This window comes from Thalassobaculum sp. (genome assembly GCF_040219215.1).
In the GTDB taxonomy this organism is placed as follows: domain Bacteria; phylum Pseudomonadota; class Alphaproteobacteria; order Thalassobaculales; family Thalassobaculaceae; genus Thalassobaculum_A.
This window is the reverse complement of sequence record NZ_JAVJSX010000031.1, coordinates 95,131-111,225: the sequence shown is the minus strand read 5'-3', so window position 1 is coordinate 111,225 and position 16,095 is coordinate 95,131. Positions and strand designations below refer to the sequence as shown.

Genomic DNA, 16,095 nt, shown 5'->3' with positions numbered 1-16,095 from the left:
GCCAGTGACGGACCGCAGCTTGCCCTCCACGACTACTGGAGAGACGGCCCAGCAGCACAGTGATCAAGTTGTGTCGCCGGCGTCTCCGCTGTGATCGTGGCGTGGTTCACCTCTGGCTGGACCACCCGGGGCAACATCAGCACCCTGGAGTGTCAGCGGCACGATGCCCGCGGTCCCGTTAAGCAGTCGCGAACCGGGCTCGCGGGTCACGCGAGATCCTTTGGACAGCGACTGCCAGTCCCCGACGGACCGCTCGACCGACGCCGCCGCCAACGCGCCGGGCGTTCGTTCGGCATCCAACGGGGCGGCCAGCGGGCTCCGCCACCGATATCCGAAGCCCGGATAGTTCTCGATCTCCTCAAAGGCAGGATCGATCTCGTGGAACTTCTGCCGGACCCGCCTGATCAGTGATCGGACATTGGTCCGATACCCGTCCGCGCCGTCTCCGGCGACAAATCCACGCCCGTGCACGACATCGTAGATGGCGCGGTAGGTGACATCTTCGTCTATCCGGCTTGCCAGCAACTGCACCACCCGGAACTCGGTGGCGGTCAGCGGCACGAGTTGGCCACTCCAGTAGGCCCGGTTGACCCGAAAATGGATGTCCAACGGCCCGACTCGCAGCGCTTCGGGAGGCTCCCCCGTCTCTGCCACCCCTCCCCGTCCGTTCCCGACCAGGATCCGGATTCGACGAGCCAGAACGGCTGGACTGCGCGATTTGTCGAGGAAATCAACCGCACCGCAATCCAGCGCGTTCTCTTCATTGCGCTCAGTCGCGAAGGCTGTCAGGTACACCACCGGAATCTCGATGCCGGCCGCCTTTATCTGCTGGAGCACCTCGATCCCGGACAGTTCGGGCATCCGCCAGTCGAGCAGGATGAGGTCGAACTGCTGGTCTTCGATCAGGACGTCGAGTCCGGCCTTGCCGTTCTCGCAGGTGACCACTTCGAACTGCTCGTCCATCAGATTGCCCGCGAGGGCCTCGCGAAACAGTTCATCGTCGTCAACCAGCAGCAGGCGGACGCGCAGCCGCTCATCACGTCGGGTTTCGCTTCCGTCGCTGCGGTCGGTCGTGAAATTCGTCAGCTGAATTGGCGAACTCATCCGAGGGTCTCCCCTGTTGCCATGGTGATGACGCCCCGGCGACCGCCGACAACCAGCGACACCACGCCAAGCGAGGATCCGGACGACGGCACGCGATCACGGTCCGTCGATTGCCGACACCGGCAAGGGATTCGTCCGTACACGTCAATCTGAGTACAGAGCATCGTGAGATCTCCTCTGGAGCCACTCCTCCCTTGAAACGATTATCTTGCCCGCCGGTGCCCTCCTCCGATGGAGGGCACGGCATCGGGTGCGTGGATCGCTTGTGTTGCGACCCTTCAGCGTCTGTTCTGGGAACCCGGTCCACGCGCGAGGACAATGCGGGACGTTCCGACATCGCGGCCCTCGGTGGTCGCCAAGCTCTTCCGCTCGAGCGCCCGGGTGACATCCGATCCGATCCGACCAGTGGGATCCAAACCTTCGCGCTTCTGGAAGCTTCGCAGCGCGGCCCTTGTCATCGGGCCGACCTTGCCGTCCACGGCGCCTTCATAGTAGCCAAGTTCCGAGAGCGCCCGCTGGACCTCCCGGACGGTCCAGCGACGCGGTGTGGCCGGCTGTTCTGCCGGCTCCGCCGGGCCCTTGGCCGTTGGGGCTGCCACCGGACGCGGATCGACAACAACGCCAGGCACCCCATCAGGCCGGGTCGGGCGGTCCAGCGACCCGTCGTAGCGGCCGACACCCCCGGTGCCCCGTGTCGGTGGTTCGCCGGAAGCCGGCGCAGCTGACGGATCCCGCGCTCCATGCTCGGTGGTTGCGACGAGGGCTGGTGAGACGTCGGTGCGCTGGATGTCCGTGGCCCTCCACCACCCGATGGAGCCTGCCGCGATCGCGAGGATCGCGAGACCCGCGCCGCCCCAGGCGATCGACCTCTCGGTCGTGAAAGCCTTCGCCCTCGGCCGGGGAACTGTCTGGGGTTCGGGAACGATCCGCGGCCGGTCCCGCCGTGACGGCTCGGTTTTGCTGATTCTTGAGAATGCCTGATCGCCTGAATCGGCTTCGGTGTCCGTGTCCGGATCCGGTCGGCGCTCGTTCAGGGGCGACGCTGTCGCGGAGATCCGCTCGAAATCGGCCTCATCCCAGGTTTCGTTCACGCCGGGACGGTCTCCCGGCGGGTTCGGCGCCGCCTTCTCCGATGATCCCCGATATCGCCCGGACGCGCCACGCGGCCTTTCTGACGCAACGGAATCCTCAACGCTCGGACGGTGAGAACCTTGTGCACCGAGCCGTCCGTCGGCGAAGCCGCCTGCTGAGTTGCGGGGGGTGAGCGAACTGCCACAGTGCCGGCACGTCACGGCGTGCGGCGGCACCATCTCGTCGCAGGACCAGCACCTTTTCGCCCCCCCGTGCTCTGCTCGTCTTGCGCCGCTTCTGTGTCCATAGATCAGCATCGGTCGCTACCTCTGAGCGCTGAAAATTCTGGTCGACCGACCAGTGCTTCGGGCTAACGACCGTCCGCTCCACCGGAAGCTAGGTGACCAGTGGATCGACCGTTAACCAAACCCGCTTCATCAACATGGCAGGGCTGCGGTGGCATCGTTGTGATCAATCGGTAGCATTCGACGGCCGCCTTGCAGGGGGCCAGCCTGAAGCCGAAAACCGGATGTGAACGGCAATGAGAGGCGAGAGACGCCGCGCAATTTCATCAAGTTGCGAGGTTGTGGATGTCGGCCGGTTGCGGATCGGCACATCCACATACGGGAGCACTATCGACTGCTTGCCGAACCAGCCGACATGAGAATCCGGCACTGCCGGGTCCGGGCACCAGTGTTGCCTGGGGACAGGCTTAGAGTTCTCGCGATAACCGAGACTACTGCCCCACTGCCCAGGCCACCGCCTGCCGGGCGATATCAAGATCGACCGCATAAACCAGACTGTCGGTCCTGGTGCCCTCCAGGGCCTTCGGCCGACGCGAGGGCACGCGGACGGCCTCGTAGCCTATTGAATTGTATAAGGCCATTCGGTAACTGGTCGGCAACGCGCTTCGCCTGCGGGCTCCAACACGATTGCTGCGCCGGCGGGAGCACTTTAGGTGGCGCCCTCGTCCTGACCGAACGCGCTCGGGCGGGTCATCAATCCGTCGAGTATTCCTCAGTTCGGGCCAGGGATGCCACCGACCGGCGCGCCGGACAGCGATTCCAGGAAGGCGACAAGGTCGGCGGCTTCTGCTTCCGTCAGGCGAAGGGGAACCAGAATGGCCTCGCCGTCGGCGTGCAGGCGTTCCAGATCGATGTTGGAGTAGTGATCGACCACGTCGTGCAGCGTCGGGAGGCTGCCGTCGTGAATGTACGGGGCGGTCTGTGCGACGTTGCGAAGTCCCGGAACACGGAAAGAACCGAAGTTGGCGTGCTGCTGAACCACCGTTCGCACGGCCCAGGCTTCGGATCTCTCGTTGTCGTCGGAGTACTGGCCGTCCAGCGTGAAGGGACTGCGCCTCAATGCTTCAATCCCACCGTGCCGGCCGGGATCCACCCGCCCGGGCTCGACAAAGTATGGGCGTCCGGCGTCGTGAAACTCGCCGTTTGAGAACAACGGTCCGGAATGGCAGAGACTGCACCGGCCGCGGCCGACAAACAGCTTGAAACCGCGCTGGGCCGCCTGCGGATAGGTCGCCGCTTCAACCAGATCACCCTCCGCCAGCGCGTCGCGGAATAGGTCGAACCGGCTTCTCCCTGTTTCGAGGGTTTCCAGATAGGCGGCCAGGAGCTTGCCGGCATTCACCAGGCTTTCGGTCACCGAGTGTGTGGACAGTGGGCCGAAAATCGCGGTGTAGGGCTCGACGAACTCGGCTGATGCCAGGATCGAGACAAGCCGATCTTCGCGGAACCCCATCTCGTCCGGCTTCAGCAGCGGAGCAATGCTCTGAGCCCAGAGATTGTCGTTCTGGCCACCCCATCCGAACCATCGTTGATGGCGCAGGTTCAGCAGTGCCAGGGTGTTGCGGTCCTGCAACTCGAAGCCCATGGCCCGCGGCTTTCGCTCGGTGAAGCCGTCCAACGGACGGTGGCACGAGGCGCAGCTGATCTGGCCGGAGAGCGACAACGCCGCATCGAAGAACAGTTGGCGACCCAGCATGATCGCGCTCGGATCGCCGGACGCCCGATTGCTCATGTCCCTGGCTCCGGGCAGCGGCCAAGGCCCGTGGGACAGCGCCTTGGCGATCTCACTCTCAGTCAGCAGGATCTCGGCGGTCGAACCCGGCGGTGACCCGGCCGGAAGCATGGCAGCGAACAGTGCGATGATGGCGAGCCAGCGCCTCATTGCGCCTCGACATCCAGTGTGAATTTCTGAGATCCGCCCCCACGATAGGCTCTGACAACGATCTGCCACGTTCCAGGCATGTGAAAGAACAGCCCCTCGACCGTGTAGGCCCCGGGCGCGGTAAGCCGGACAGCCGGGCGATAGTTCATGCCGTGTCGGTGCAGAGGCATAATGGCGTCGACATCCACGCGATCCACCGCCTCTGTGTCCGGCGAACAAATGACCAGCCGGACGTCGAACGGCTGGCCAACCGTCACCGCATCGTGGTCCAGGTCCAGCAGAATCCGGGTCGGTACATCCCGCGCCCGGTCCATCTCGGTCCAGCCGTGCAGGATCTCGCAGGCTTGTGCCGTGCTGGCGGACAGCAGGAACACGCCCGCGCCAACGACGTTCAGGATCCGGTTCATCGGCTCAAGGAACTAGTCCAACAGTTTGAGCATCTTCTCGGCATTCCGATAGGCGATCTGTTCTGCAATCTCGGCGGGCAGATCCGAAAGCCAGGCACGTGAGAACTCCGCATGCGATCCGATATAGTACCACCGCTCGGGCGCGAAGGTGTCGGTGCCGATCATGAACCGGTCCGGAAACTCCTCGAACGCCGCCCGCCACTCCGGCGGAACCCTGCCGCTGGAGCCGTGCTCGGACCGGAACGCAAGGTCGCTCCACAGGTTCGCGTGCCGGCGCAGCAGTGCACGCACCTGGTCCGGATGGTCGAACCCGGAGTGCGCCCACAGCACTCGGGCACCAGGGTAGCTTCTGAAGATTCGTTCCACCGCGTCCGCGTCCGAATGCGCATGGAGCAGCAGGTCGTGCTCCTTCGCCAGTGCGATCATGCGCTGCAGGACGGGCGTCTCGATGTCGTCGCCGTAGGCGTGAAACTCACCCAGCGCCCGGTATTTGAACCGTGCGAGCCGAGCCTCGACATAGTCGATCACGGATGGATCGTGCATCCAGGTCGATATCTCGCCCCGTCGCCGGTATGGCCTCAGGGACGGCACGACGATGTCGGGTGCGGCCTCGACGAGCTTCTGGGTGCCGTCGTCATCTGAACTTGAGACAAGGGCGCGCGCCACGCCAGCGGATCTCAGGATCGCCACAGCCTCGGCGGGAGGGACCTGCAACACCGCGTCATGGCTATAGTGGATATGGGCGTCGAACAACGGCATGGGCTCAGCCAGCGTCGGGCCTGACATGAGGATCACCACACCTGCAACGATGGCTCTCATCGGATCGATCCTTGTAATTGCGGTCGGTCGGCGCGGGCAGCTCGCAAGCGCCGAGCTACACCTAGTTCCCACGGCACCTGGTCGGCCATGACGTGCTCCCCGTTGGTCGCTCACGGATAATGAGAGTCCGAGCTGTCGCAGCTTAAGGCCGATCCCGCAAGCAGCACTCATCCGGTCCACAGGAGGCCGGTTGCGCCCCCTTCGGCCCAGTCCCCGGCTACCATCGCGGCGGCGGTCCAGGCATGATCAACTCGGACTCCCACTACCGGTGAGGGACCAACGAGGAGCAGATCAATGACATTGCCCAGCACGACCAGTGTGGAAGAGTCCGGACGACCGATAAATCGAAGTGCTGCAATGGTTCTTCTGGATCATACCAGCCCATCCTGTGGTTTCGATCGCGGTTGGCGTATATGACAAGCGTTCGATGGGGGCCCTAATGTCACTGCATCCAGGTACGCTTTGGTGGATCACGGGTCTGTCCGGAGCGGGGAAAACCACTGTTGGTCGGATGCTGGCTGCCCGACTACGAGCGAATGGCATAGCGGTGATCCATCTGGACGGGGATGAGTTGCGTTGCGTAATGGATGCGACCGACCGGCTTCTCCCCGATGAACGTCGAGCCTTGGCCACACAGTACGCTCGGCTTTGCCAACTCATTGTGTCGCAAGGCGTGGACGTTGTGTGCTCGACGATCTCGTTGTTTCGCGCGGTGCAGGAGTGGAACCGCGAACATGTCCACCAGTATAGAGAGGTGGTGCTGCAGGTTCCGATGGCCGTCCTGCGGCAACGCGACAGCAAAGGTCTCTACGCCAATGCCGGCACCACCAATACGGGCCATGTCGCGGGGGTTCAATTTGAGGTCGAATGGCCAGAGCGTCCCGATATTGAGATCGTCAATGATGGAACACGTTCGATCGAACAGATCGTGACCGACATAATATCTCTCGATCCGCGCTATCAGGCTGCTCATTCATGAACGACAATCCGACTGAGACTGTGGATGACGGCTTTACGTTCGGCACCAAGGCCGGGACCCTCTCGGCGCTTCGCACCTACGCTCCTCATATCAAAGTGCCGGACTTCGACTATTTTACCGTTGCCGATTGGGAGAGATCCCGCACGGTTGTACTTGACCGCCTCCGCTTAGTACTGAAAGACCGAGCAACAGTTGCAGTCCGATCGAGCGCCTTGGATGAAGACGGCGGGAGCATGTCGATGGCTGGCGCGTACGACAGCGCGTTGGATGTATGTCTGGGAGATGACTCGGATGTCAGTGCGGCCATTGACCGGGTGATTTCTTCATACGGTCCGTCGCCAAGTCCGGCGAACGAGGTCTTGGTGCAATCAATGGTGCGTGATGTGGAAGCGGCGGGAGTGATCTTCTCGCGCGACCTGTCTACTGGCGCTCCGTACTATGCCATCGCCTATGACGACGAAAGCAAGCGCACGGATGCTGTGACGGGCGGGTTCGGAGCGCACAAGGCATTGTATTTGCACCACAGCGTAACCGAGCATGCCCTACGGTCAACACGAGTACAGTCGATGTTGCGGTTGGTGCGAGCGGTCGAGCATGCAACCGGATGCGTCCCCATCGATATTGAGTTTGCGATTCCGACCGACGGTGAGCCCGTCCTTCTGCAAGCTCGCCGGATGCCGACCGTGTCCAAGTGGAACGGCGTTGGCGGCCAGCGGATCACCGAGATCCTGAGTGAGATCGAGCCCGTTACCGAGCGCTGGCTCGAGCCAAAGCCAGGCATCGTCGGGCGACGCAGCATTCTCGGCAACATGACAGATTGGAATCCAGCAGAGATGATCGGGATGGCGCCGCGAGCGCTTGCTTTCTCGGTCTATCAACGCCTTGTTACCAAAGAGGTCTGGAGATCATCGCGAGGATCGATGGGCTACCGTCAACTACCCGCGAATACTGAGTTGATGGCCAGCCTAGCCGGGCGGCCGTACATCGACATCCGGGCATCACTGAACTCCTTCCTCCCACGCGACCTTGATGACGGTATTGCCGAGCGCCTTGTCGATGCAGAGATCCAGCGGGTGGACGCGCACCCGGAACTCCACGATCGCATCGAGTTCGAAGTAGCGCCGACAGTCCTCGACTTCACGACCCCCCTTCAGTTGTCGACAAATTATGGTCATGCACTACGCAAAGATGACCGTGATCTGCTCCTTGTTTTCCTCCATGGACTCACTCGGGCGATGCTGGATCCAGCGGCTGGGGGAACGCTCGCGCGGGCGGAGCAGATGATCCGGAACCTCGCCGCTGAACAATCCGCCGGCCCTCATAAGCCGTGGTTGAGCTCAGAAAACTGGGCAAGACCCCGGACTTTGCTTGGTGTTTTGGATACAGCGCAACGCGGCACATTCGCATTTGCGATTCTGGCGCGGCATGGCTTTTGCGCCGAGGCAATATTGCGGAGTGCCGTGGCTCGTGGCGCAGTCGCTCCCGAACGTGTTGAACAATTCAAGAAATCAATTCGGACAATCGCAGGCGACCTGACCAATTCGCTATTCGACGTTGCGAGAGGACGCTGCACGCCGGAGGACTTCTTCCATCTCTTTGGTCATGTCCGCCCCGGGTCCTACGATATTCTTTCACGTCGACTTGACGATAGGTCGGATCTGTTTAACAGCGCAGCCTCAGCCGAAACGTCCACGCCCGAGCCGTTCGAAGCGTCGGCGGGAGAGACCGCAGCCCTCAATAGGCTGCTGGCAGAAGCTAATCTCGGCATCGACACCCGCACCCTACTTGAGTATGCACAGCGTGGAATCATTGGTCGAGAGTTCGGGAAGTTCGTGTTCACGAGGAATCTGTCTGATTTCTTGGAAGGTTTGGCCGCGTGGGGCGAACTCCATGGTTTCGATCGCGAGAATCTGTCCCATCTGTCGATTGAAGCCTTGTCCGACCTTATCGAGCAAAACGGCCATGTTGATCGCTCGGCTATTGCTGCCCGCATCGAGATAGCGCGCTCTTCGTGGAATGAAACTCACGCGCTCAGGCTCAGCTATCTAATCCGGTCAATTGACGAACTCTACATAGTGCCCGTGCACCGCTCCCTACCGAACTTCGTTGGGACTCGACGAGTTGAGGGACCGGTCGTTGTTATCACCAATGATGGACCAAGCGTCAGCCTCCACGGATCGATCGTGTGCATCGAGAATGCCGATCCCGGATTCGATTGGATCTTCACACGTGGCATTGTTGGTCTTGTCACGCAGTTCGGGGGAGCAAACTCACATATGGCAATTCGTTGTGCGGAATTTGGAATTCCGGCCGCGATTGGATGCGGAGAATTGCTGTTCCACGATATCGCAAACGCTCGAAAGGCCGAGATCGATGGGGCATTAAGCAGCGTTCGTGTGGTGGCATGAGCGTGCGGATCGGAATCACGCAGAGGATCGTGCAGGCGTCTACCTACCTGGAGCCGCGCGACGCCCTTGCTCAGGACTGGGCCCATTACATGAATGCCGCACTTCCAGATGTTCCTTGGCTGCCCCTCCCAAATCTCGGGTCGGACATTGTACAATTCGCTCGTTCCTGGAATCTGACTGGGCTCATTCTGTCGGGTGGGGAAACGCCCGGTGAGGCGCCTCTCCGTGACAAAACGGAGTCAATGTTGATCGAGTTTGCGCGGGATTACGACCTGCCGATCTTGGGCGTTTGTCGTGGCCTCCAGATGCTCGCTGTTCACAATGGTTGCGGATTGGCCGTATGCGATCCTGATCGCCATGCTGCCACCCGTCACAAATTGCAGATCACGCACCACGACGCCGCGATGCCCAGTGTCGTCAACTCCTTCCACACGATGACAATCATCCCGCCCTTGCCCGCAAGTTGGAACATTCTGGCTGTTGAACAGAATGACAGAACGATCGAGGCCATATCGGCCGATGGTGGACGGACTGTTGGTATCATGTGGCATCCGGAGCGCGAGTCGACCCCAAGCAACGACGACATCATGCTGTTTCGGCGCCATTTCCTGCCGACCAACCAATGACCTTACCAGCGCTCATTCTAGCGGCCGGTCGCGGAAGCCGGCTCGGCGAGTTGACGGCCAACAGTCCGAAGGGAATGACCCGCCTCGCGGGCCGCCCACTCCTAGAGTGGCAACGACTGGCTCTGGCGTCTGCGTCACTCGACCCAATCGCTGCTATTGCCGGCTATCAGGCGTACCAAGTGGAGCAAGTCATTCCTGTTGCATTCGAGAATGCCAACTGGGAGAGAACCAACATGGTAGCGACTCTGGCGTGTGGCGCCTCGTGGCTTGCCACGACTGGCGCCATCGTCTCGTACTCAGATATCGCGTACCACCCTGACTGGGTACGCCGACTTGTTGAAGCACCGCCCGCGCCCGTCACCTTAACCTACGACAAAGATTGGCGACGGCTTTGGGAAATGCGTTCGGATGATCCGTTAAGTGACGCCGAGACGTTCCGAGTTGACGCGGCGGGGACGCTGTTGGAGATCGGAGGGCGAGCGTCGTCGATCGACGACGTTAGGGGCCAATACATGGGGTTACTGCGGATCCTGCCGGACGGGTGGCGTGCGATGGCGGCAGCGCTGGACGACCTCGAGCCAACCATTCGGGCGTCAATCGATATGACCAGCTTGCTCGCTTTGTTGATCGCCCGGGGAACCACGGTGACCACAGTTGCCGGTAGCGGGCGTTGGGTGGAAGTCGACACGCCGGACGATCTCAGCGTGTATGAACAAATGCTGACCAATCTCGATCGATCATGGAGACATGATTGGCGCTGGTACGAAGAGAAAGTAAAGACCTTATGAAGCATGGTGACTTCACCAGTCTCGCGAGAGACTACGCGGCATCGCGGCCCGGCTATGCGCCGGTCGTCGCTGAAACCATTCTCGCACTTGTCGATCAACGTTACAGGAAACCAGCAGCGGCAGACATCGGAGCTGGTACCGGCATTTGGACCCGGCAATTGTACGACGCTGGAATGTCCGACATGCGTGCAGTGGAGCCCAACGACGCCATGCGTGCGGAAGGAGAAGCCGGCAATGATAGCCGATCTATCGTGTGGCTCGCCGGCAGCGGCGAAGACACTGGTCTACCGGATTCGTGCGTTGATCTGGTAACCATGGCTTCGTCATTTCACTGGACCAACTACAACGCAGCAATGTTGGAGTTTCGTAGAATCCTGCGCCCCAAGGGTGTCTTCGCAGCAGTTTGGAACACTCGGTATCTGCAAGAAAATCCCTTGCTATACGAAATCGAGGAAGCCCTTCGAGATTCCGTCCCCACTCTTAACAGAATATCGTCCGGCCGGTCTGATTTTACGGAAGGACTCAATGAACGAATGATGACGACCGATGGCTTCGACGGCCTCCTTTACATAGAAGGATATCACGTCGAGCGAATGTCGCGAGAACGTTATCTGACTGCCTGGCGCTCCGTGAATGACATACAAGTTCAAGCAGGGGCCGAGAAGTTCAAGACGTTCATGACCTATGTTGAAAACCGTACATCAGACATCGAGTGGATCGACGCAACCTATCAGACACGGGCTTGGATCCTCAGAGCCATTTGACCTCCGCCGCACTGAAATGCCCATCTGCTCTGATGGCATAGAAATTTCGACTGCCGCCCACCTTTCAACCGCTACAGGCCACATGGATCACCCTTGGTGATTGGTTTTCCACCACAAGAGCGTTTGTGTGAGCCCATCATCAAGGCCGACAGCCGGACGCCAATCGTAGAGGCGCTCGGCGCGTGCGCTGCTCAGAGACACCGTCGTATTAATACCTGGCTTCGAGCGATCGAACCGCACCGACAACGGCTTACCGGACAGCGCGATAGTCCGATCGACCAGAGTCTTGACGGGAACTGCCTTGCCGGTTCCGGCACAGAGCAGTTCGAACGCAACGTCTTGGTGGTCGATGAGCCGTTCGATCAGCCGCACCATGTCCTCCACGAACAGCAGATCACGCCCTTCGGTGCCATCACCCCAGACCACAACATGATCTTGGGCCGTCATGACTTTGGTGATCGTTGCACCTGTCACGTGGCTACGTTCCAAATCAAACTTGTCGTGTGGGCCGTAAACGTTGCTGTGACGGATCACCGAAAATCGGGTACGCCCCAGCCCAGCGAAAAACCGACACATTTGCTCGATGTAGAGCTTCGTACGCGCCGCCGGTTCGTACCGGGCCTCGATCCCCTCACCTTCGTGGAACGACTCCTCGTCGTGGGGGCCCTCTCTGGGTGCATACATGATGCTGCAACTGGGAAAGACGAGATGCTCGACACCTTGGTTGTGCGCGGCCCGCAGCAGCAGGCTGTTCATCACCGCGTTGTCAGTTACGTGAATGTACGGGCGTTCAACGATGTCCCGGGCACCGGACGTCACCGCTGCCATCTGGACGATGACGTCCACGCCGCAAACCACTCGCTCGACATCATCAACCTTCGTCAAGTCGGCCGATACCCAATCGACCCCATTGATATGGAACGGTCGACGATGGTGGCACACGGCCCGAACTCGCAGGTCCGGCCGGTTCGCAAACCGCTCGACAACGTTGCGGCCTATGAACCCAGTCGCCCCGCAGACCAGAACAGTTCTTGCCGACAAGCCATTTCTCCTGGGTGCAGGGGGTCGCTACATGCTGTCAGCGGGCAACCGTGCCGCTACGCCTGTCCGGCCCGCATCCCGACAGCGCTTATCTTCCTCCGGAAACCGGTATTATAGCGCCATTGATGTAGCCCGCTTGCGGCGACATGAGCCAGAGAACTGCCTCGGCGACATCAATGGGCGACCCCTCCCTCCCCAAAGGGATCTGCTGGAGAAACTCCTGCGAGGCAGGCCCTCGCGAGTTCGTGGAGATGACCCCCGGCGAGATCGCGTTCACCCGAATCCCCTCGGGTCCGAGTTCCTTGGCCAACGCAACCGTCAACGTGTTCAATGCGGCTTTTGACGCAGCGTATCCCGCGATGAGGCTTCCCCCGAACACCGCTGCCTGCGAAGAGATGTTCACTATCCCGATCGGTTTCGCGTCGGATCGGGAACGCAACCGCTGAACCATCTGTCGGATGCAGTTCAGCGGGCCCGCCACATTGACCATCAACAAACGCTCGATGTCTTCCGGAGCGGTGTCCATGAAAGTCTGTCGGGTGGGGAGCGTGCCCGCGTTGTTGACCAGAGCGGTTACTATGCCAAGAGTACCCTCTACCTCGTCGAACAGCGCCGCGACGGCGTGCTTGTCGGCAACGTCAGCCTGGATGGCGCAGGCTTCACCACCGTGTTCTCGAATCAGACTGACCACATCCTCGGCCGCTTCCGCCGAAGTGCCGTAGTTCACAGCCACCCTGTAGCCACGCTTCCCTGCGAGCAACGCGATTCCACGGCCGATACCTCGTCCTGCGCCCGTCACGAGCAAGCTTCCCGCAGCGTGCTGGATCTGGGCGGTCATTCCGTTAACGTCATCGGACGCTCGACGCTCGGCGAGGACGGGTTCCCATGCGGTTTAAAGAAGGAGGTGCGCAGGTTCATATCGATCACCCTCTCGACGGACGCCTTGTCAAGCGGTCCAAGGTGGCCAGCCTCGGCGTTGATCAACGCCTCGTCCGGTGACGATATACCCGGCAGCACTACTCTAACCCCTTGAATCGCTAGGCAGAAACGCAACGATGCCAGTACAGCCTCTCTGCCCGGCTGGACCTCCAACATTCGGTGGACCATCGCCGCTCCCTCAGACCACAACCGGATCTGCTCTCGAGACCAGCGACGACGGTGGTCACCTTCGCTGAAAACACTAGACGCTGTGACTGAGCCACTCAGAAACCCAAAACAAAGCGGGGTGCGCGCGATCAACGAGACGCCGCGTTCGGCCGCTAGCTGCGACAAGCCGCTTGTTACCACCCTGATATCGAGCATGTTCAAGTTCACCTGGAAGACATCCACCGTGTGCCGCTCTAGGATTGAGCAACCATCTTCTGGTGCTCGACAGGATACGCCGACCGACCGCACCACGCCCGCCCTTTGGAGGCTCTTTAGTGTCGAGAGCACCTCGGGTTTCTCGTCAAACAGCGCTGCTGGCGGACTGTGAACATAAACAATGTCGATCGAGTCCCGGTTGAGGCGCTTAAGGCTCATGTCAATGGACGTCCGGATTGCTCGCTCGGAATAGTCGGCGGGTTCGTCCCATCCGCCGATTCCTACTTTCGTCGCAACCGTTACGTCGTCCTGATAGCTCTTCGTGGTCGCGCCGATCAAACGCTCGCTGCGACCATTGCCATAGGCCGGTGACGTATCAAAATGCGTAATGCCCTGAGCAAGCGCGGCCTCGATGGCGGCAATGGACACCGACTCGTCCATGTCTCCATAGGACGTTTCACCTGGCGTCCGCCCGCCGATCGACCAGCCGCCGAACCCAACGATCGATCCACTGGCGCCGATGGTGCAGCGCGGCTGCATCGCCCTAGAAATGCCCGGCAAGTTGCTTTTCGTGTGACGAGCCAGAGTACAGGTAAGCACCCTTCTTATTGCCCCACCAGACCACTTCACGGCACCACTGTTGAAGATCAAGATACTGCGCGGTCGCCCGATCCACGCGGACATCGGTCGGAACTGATCGAAGCTCGGTTGGCCGGCCCAGGCGCCACTCGTCGTAGAAACTCAAAATATCGAACCGTGTCCGCACGACGACATCGTTCACCGGTCCCGGCCGTTTGATAAGCGCCGAGTTCAGTTCGATCGCATCATCAATAAGGCCGTCCGGAACACGCGTGCCCCGTCGGCGCAATACTTCTTTGAGCAGCTGGTTTGCTTCACTGTTAAAAGCTTCAACTCTACCATCTGTAGCCAGACGAATGAACACGAGTTCATCCTGCGGCCAATAGATACCAAGCCACTCTTCCGCAAAATGGTACTCGTTACCCCCTCCTTGGATCGAGCGAGCCTCGTCCTCAAAGAAAGCCTGAATCGAAGCCAGGATGGGGTATTTTCCGGCGTCCACATCCATGAAAGCTTCGAACACCTCCCGGTACCCAACTCCTCCCAGCGCGTTGGCCAGGGCGATCGGAATCTGGAACAGCTTATCGAAGTGCAGCAGCGCGACCGTCCAGCAGAAGATTCGTGTCCGACGCCAGTCGTACGGCGGCATGGTGCTGGTCGCCACGACTAGTTCCTGAAACTCAGGGACATCATCCTCCAGGTTAGTGCGAACACCGTGGATGTTGATGATCCGCGAACGCACCGTCTCAGTCCCATGCCGGGCACGATACTCCGGATCCGCCATCTCTGCGTTCGGAAGGATCGACAGATTGTTGAACTGAATGCGGTTGTGCTGCCCGTTCTCGATGAGTTGGATGGTCCCGCCGACGAAGCTGTCGTAGGTTTCCCCGGGCATCCCAAGGATCAAGTCGGAATAGGTCTCGACCCGGTCTTCGGTGAAGCGCTTTTGCAGCTCGAAGTAGGTATCAAGCGAAATATTGTCCCGCTTGATGTGCTTCAGGGTGTTCTGATCGAGGCTCTGCATGGACAGAGCGACGCCTTTGTTCAGGCCGGCATCCGACAGTATCTTCTGGGTACGATACGCTCTTTCCGTCGCGTTCTTGGTATTCTGCACCGACAGGGCCGACGGATAGCCGGTCATCCGCTTGACCTCGGCGACGTATTCAGCCAAATCCACATCGCGCTTCTTGATCCCGAAGTTCGCGTCACAGCAGAAAATGAACTCGATCTGATGTTCGGCGAACCAGTCGATCTCGCGCCGCAACCGATTCTCCTCAAAGACCGATACCTTGTCACCCGTCGCCGAGCCCCAATCACAGAAGGTGCATCGGAACGGACAGCCGCGGTTGGTCTCCCACAAGCCAATCCAAGTCTCATCCGGACGTGCCGACATAAGTCGTTCAAACGTCCCGTCCAAGAATGGCGACGGGACATCGTTCAAACTGCGGAACCGTTCACGTGGCCGGTTGCGCGTGGGTTGGCCATCCACACCTCGGTAAGTGAGGCCAGCGATCGAGCTCCAGTCCTGGTCGTCAACGTGATCCAAGATCTCGGTGAAGGTCTTCTCCCCTTCACCGTGGACAGCGATGTCAATGAACTTGTGCTCTGCCAGGAATGTGAGGCCTGCGTCAGGAACGTGCGGGCCGCCGAAAAGTATCAGCACCTGAGGCCGGACCCGCCTGAGGCGACGCGCGATCTCGAGCGAAATCTCGAAGTTCCACACATAGACGCTGAAGCCGACTACGTCGCACTCCGCAAGTTGGTCGACCGACTGAGCAATCGGCGCTCGCGCATAAATCGGGAGCACAAACTCAAACCGATCGGGATCAACAAGGTGCTTGCGGGCATAAGACTCCAAAACGGCAACCGAATACGGCAAATAGCTCTGACCAGAAAAACTGTTGTTTATCTGGACCATGCCAACACGGGTTTTTGCATACGTCTGCATAACGAACGCGTTCATACCTCCAGGGAGACGATAGCACACGGCAGACGCAGGATTGCGATTCCCACAAACCAC

The 16,095-nt window shown here is 60.3% G+C and carries 14 protein-coding genes; 5 read left to right on the top strand and 9 right to left on the bottom strand.

The genetic code is table 11. The annotated features are described in order from the left end of the window. Positions 1 to 63: 63 nt before the first annotated feature. The 5 genes from RIC54_RS20330 to RIC54_RS20310 all read right to left on the bottom strand — a co-directional run bounded on the left by RIC54_RS20330 (position 64) and on the right by RIC54_RS20310 (position 5,588). Entirely contained in the window at positions 64 to 1,104 is a 1,041-nt protein-coding gene (locus RIC54_RS20330; RefSeq protein ID WP_350091309.1) for a response regulator transcription factor, read from the bottom strand. Positions 1,105 to 1,382: 278 nt separating this feature from the next. Next, positions 1,383 to 2,195, bottom strand: coding sequence for a peptidoglycan-binding domain-containing protein (locus tag RIC54_RS20325; protein ID WP_350091312.1), 813 nt, complete (start codon positions 2,193 to 2,195; stop codon positions 1,383 to 1,385). A gap of 997 nt (positions 2,196 to 3,192) precedes the next feature. Next, positions 3,193 to 4,362: a cytochrome-c peroxidase gene (locus RIC54_RS20320; RefSeq protein WP_350151369.1), complete on the bottom strand. Its 1,170-nt coding sequence runs from the start codon at positions 4,360 to 4,362 to the stop codon at positions 3,193 to 3,195. Continuing rightward, positions 4,359 to 4,769, bottom strand: a complete 411-nt coding sequence (locus RIC54_RS20315) for a FixH family protein (RefSeq protein WP_350091318.1) — start codon at positions 4,767 to 4,769, stop codon at positions 4,359 to 4,361. The genes RIC54_RS20320 and RIC54_RS20315 overlap by 4 nt, the downstream gene beginning before the upstream one ends. 12 nt (positions 4,770 to 4,781) lie before the next feature. Then, positions 4,782 to 5,588 (bottom strand): amidohydrolase family protein, encoded by an 807-nt coding sequence (locus tag RIC54_RS20310; RefSeq protein ID WP_350091321.1) that lies wholly within the window; start codon positions 5,586 to 5,588, stop codon positions 4,782 to 4,784. Between the two features lie 349 nt (positions 5,589 to 5,937). Between RIC54_RS20310 and RIC54_RS20305 the strand changes: the two genes are divergently transcribed. The 5 genes from RIC54_RS20305 to RIC54_RS20285 are packed head-to-tail and all read left to right on the top strand — an operon-like array spanning position 5,938 to position 11,153. After that, positions 5,938 to 6,567: an adenylyl-sulfate kinase gene (locus RIC54_RS20305; protein WP_350091324.1), complete on the top strand. Its 630-nt coding sequence runs from the start codon at positions 5,938 to 5,940 to the stop codon at positions 6,565 to 6,567. Next, entirely contained in the window at positions 6,564 to 8,975 is a 2,412-nt protein-coding gene (locus tag RIC54_RS20300) for a PEP/pyruvate-binding domain-containing protein (RefSeq protein ID WP_350091327.1), read from the top strand. Before RIC54_RS20305 ends, RIC54_RS20300 begins: the two co-directional genes overlap by 4 nt. Beyond that, positions 8,972 to 9,601, top strand: a complete 630-nt coding sequence (locus RIC54_RS20295) for a gamma-glutamyl-gamma-aminobutyrate hydrolase family protein (protein WP_350091330.1) — start codon at positions 8,972 to 8,974, stop codon at positions 9,599 to 9,601. Before RIC54_RS20300 ends, RIC54_RS20295 begins: the two co-directional genes overlap by 4 nt. Next, positions 9,598 to 10,389, top strand: a complete 792-nt coding sequence (locus RIC54_RS20290) for a phosphocholine cytidylyltransferase family protein (RefSeq protein WP_350091333.1) — start codon at positions 9,598 to 9,600, stop codon at positions 10,387 to 10,389. The genes RIC54_RS20295 and RIC54_RS20290 overlap by 4 nt, the downstream gene beginning before the upstream one ends. After that, positions 10,353 to 11,153, top strand: a complete 801-nt coding sequence (locus tag RIC54_RS20285) for a class I SAM-dependent methyltransferase (RefSeq protein WP_350091336.1) — start codon at positions 10,353 to 10,355, stop codon at positions 11,151 to 11,153. Before RIC54_RS20290 ends, RIC54_RS20285 begins: the two co-directional genes overlap by 37 nt. Positions 11,154 to 11,240: 87 nt before the next feature. Here RIC54_RS20285 and RIC54_RS20280 read toward each other — a convergent pair whose 3' ends face one another. From RIC54_RS20280 to RIC54_RS20265, 4 genes are all read right to left on the bottom strand, one after another. Beyond that, on the bottom strand, positions 11,241 to 12,194 hold the full coding sequence (locus tag RIC54_RS20280) for an NAD-dependent epimerase/dehydratase family protein (RefSeq protein ID WP_350091339.1): 954 nt from the start codon (positions 12,192 to 12,194) through the stop codon (positions 11,241 to 11,243). An 88-nt stretch (positions 12,195 to 12,282) separates the two neighbouring features. Beyond that, a complete protein-coding gene (locus tag RIC54_RS20275) occupies positions 12,283 to 13,032 on the bottom strand; it encodes an SDR family NAD(P)-dependent oxidoreductase (protein ID WP_350091342.1) in 750 nt (249 codons plus the stop codon). Next, positions 13,029 to 14,057, bottom strand: a complete 1,029-nt coding sequence (locus tag RIC54_RS20270; RefSeq protein WP_350091345.1) for an aldo/keto reductase — start codon at positions 14,055 to 14,057, stop codon at positions 13,029 to 13,031. Before RIC54_RS20270 ends, RIC54_RS20275 begins: the two co-directional genes overlap by 4 nt. Next, a complete protein-coding gene (locus tag RIC54_RS20265; protein WP_350091348.1) occupies positions 14,041 to 16,038 on the bottom strand; it encodes a B12-binding domain-containing radical SAM protein in 1,998 nt (665 codons plus the stop codon). The genes RIC54_RS20270 and RIC54_RS20265 overlap by 17 nt, the downstream gene beginning before the upstream one ends. Positions 16,039 to 16,095 lie beyond the last annotated feature (57 nt).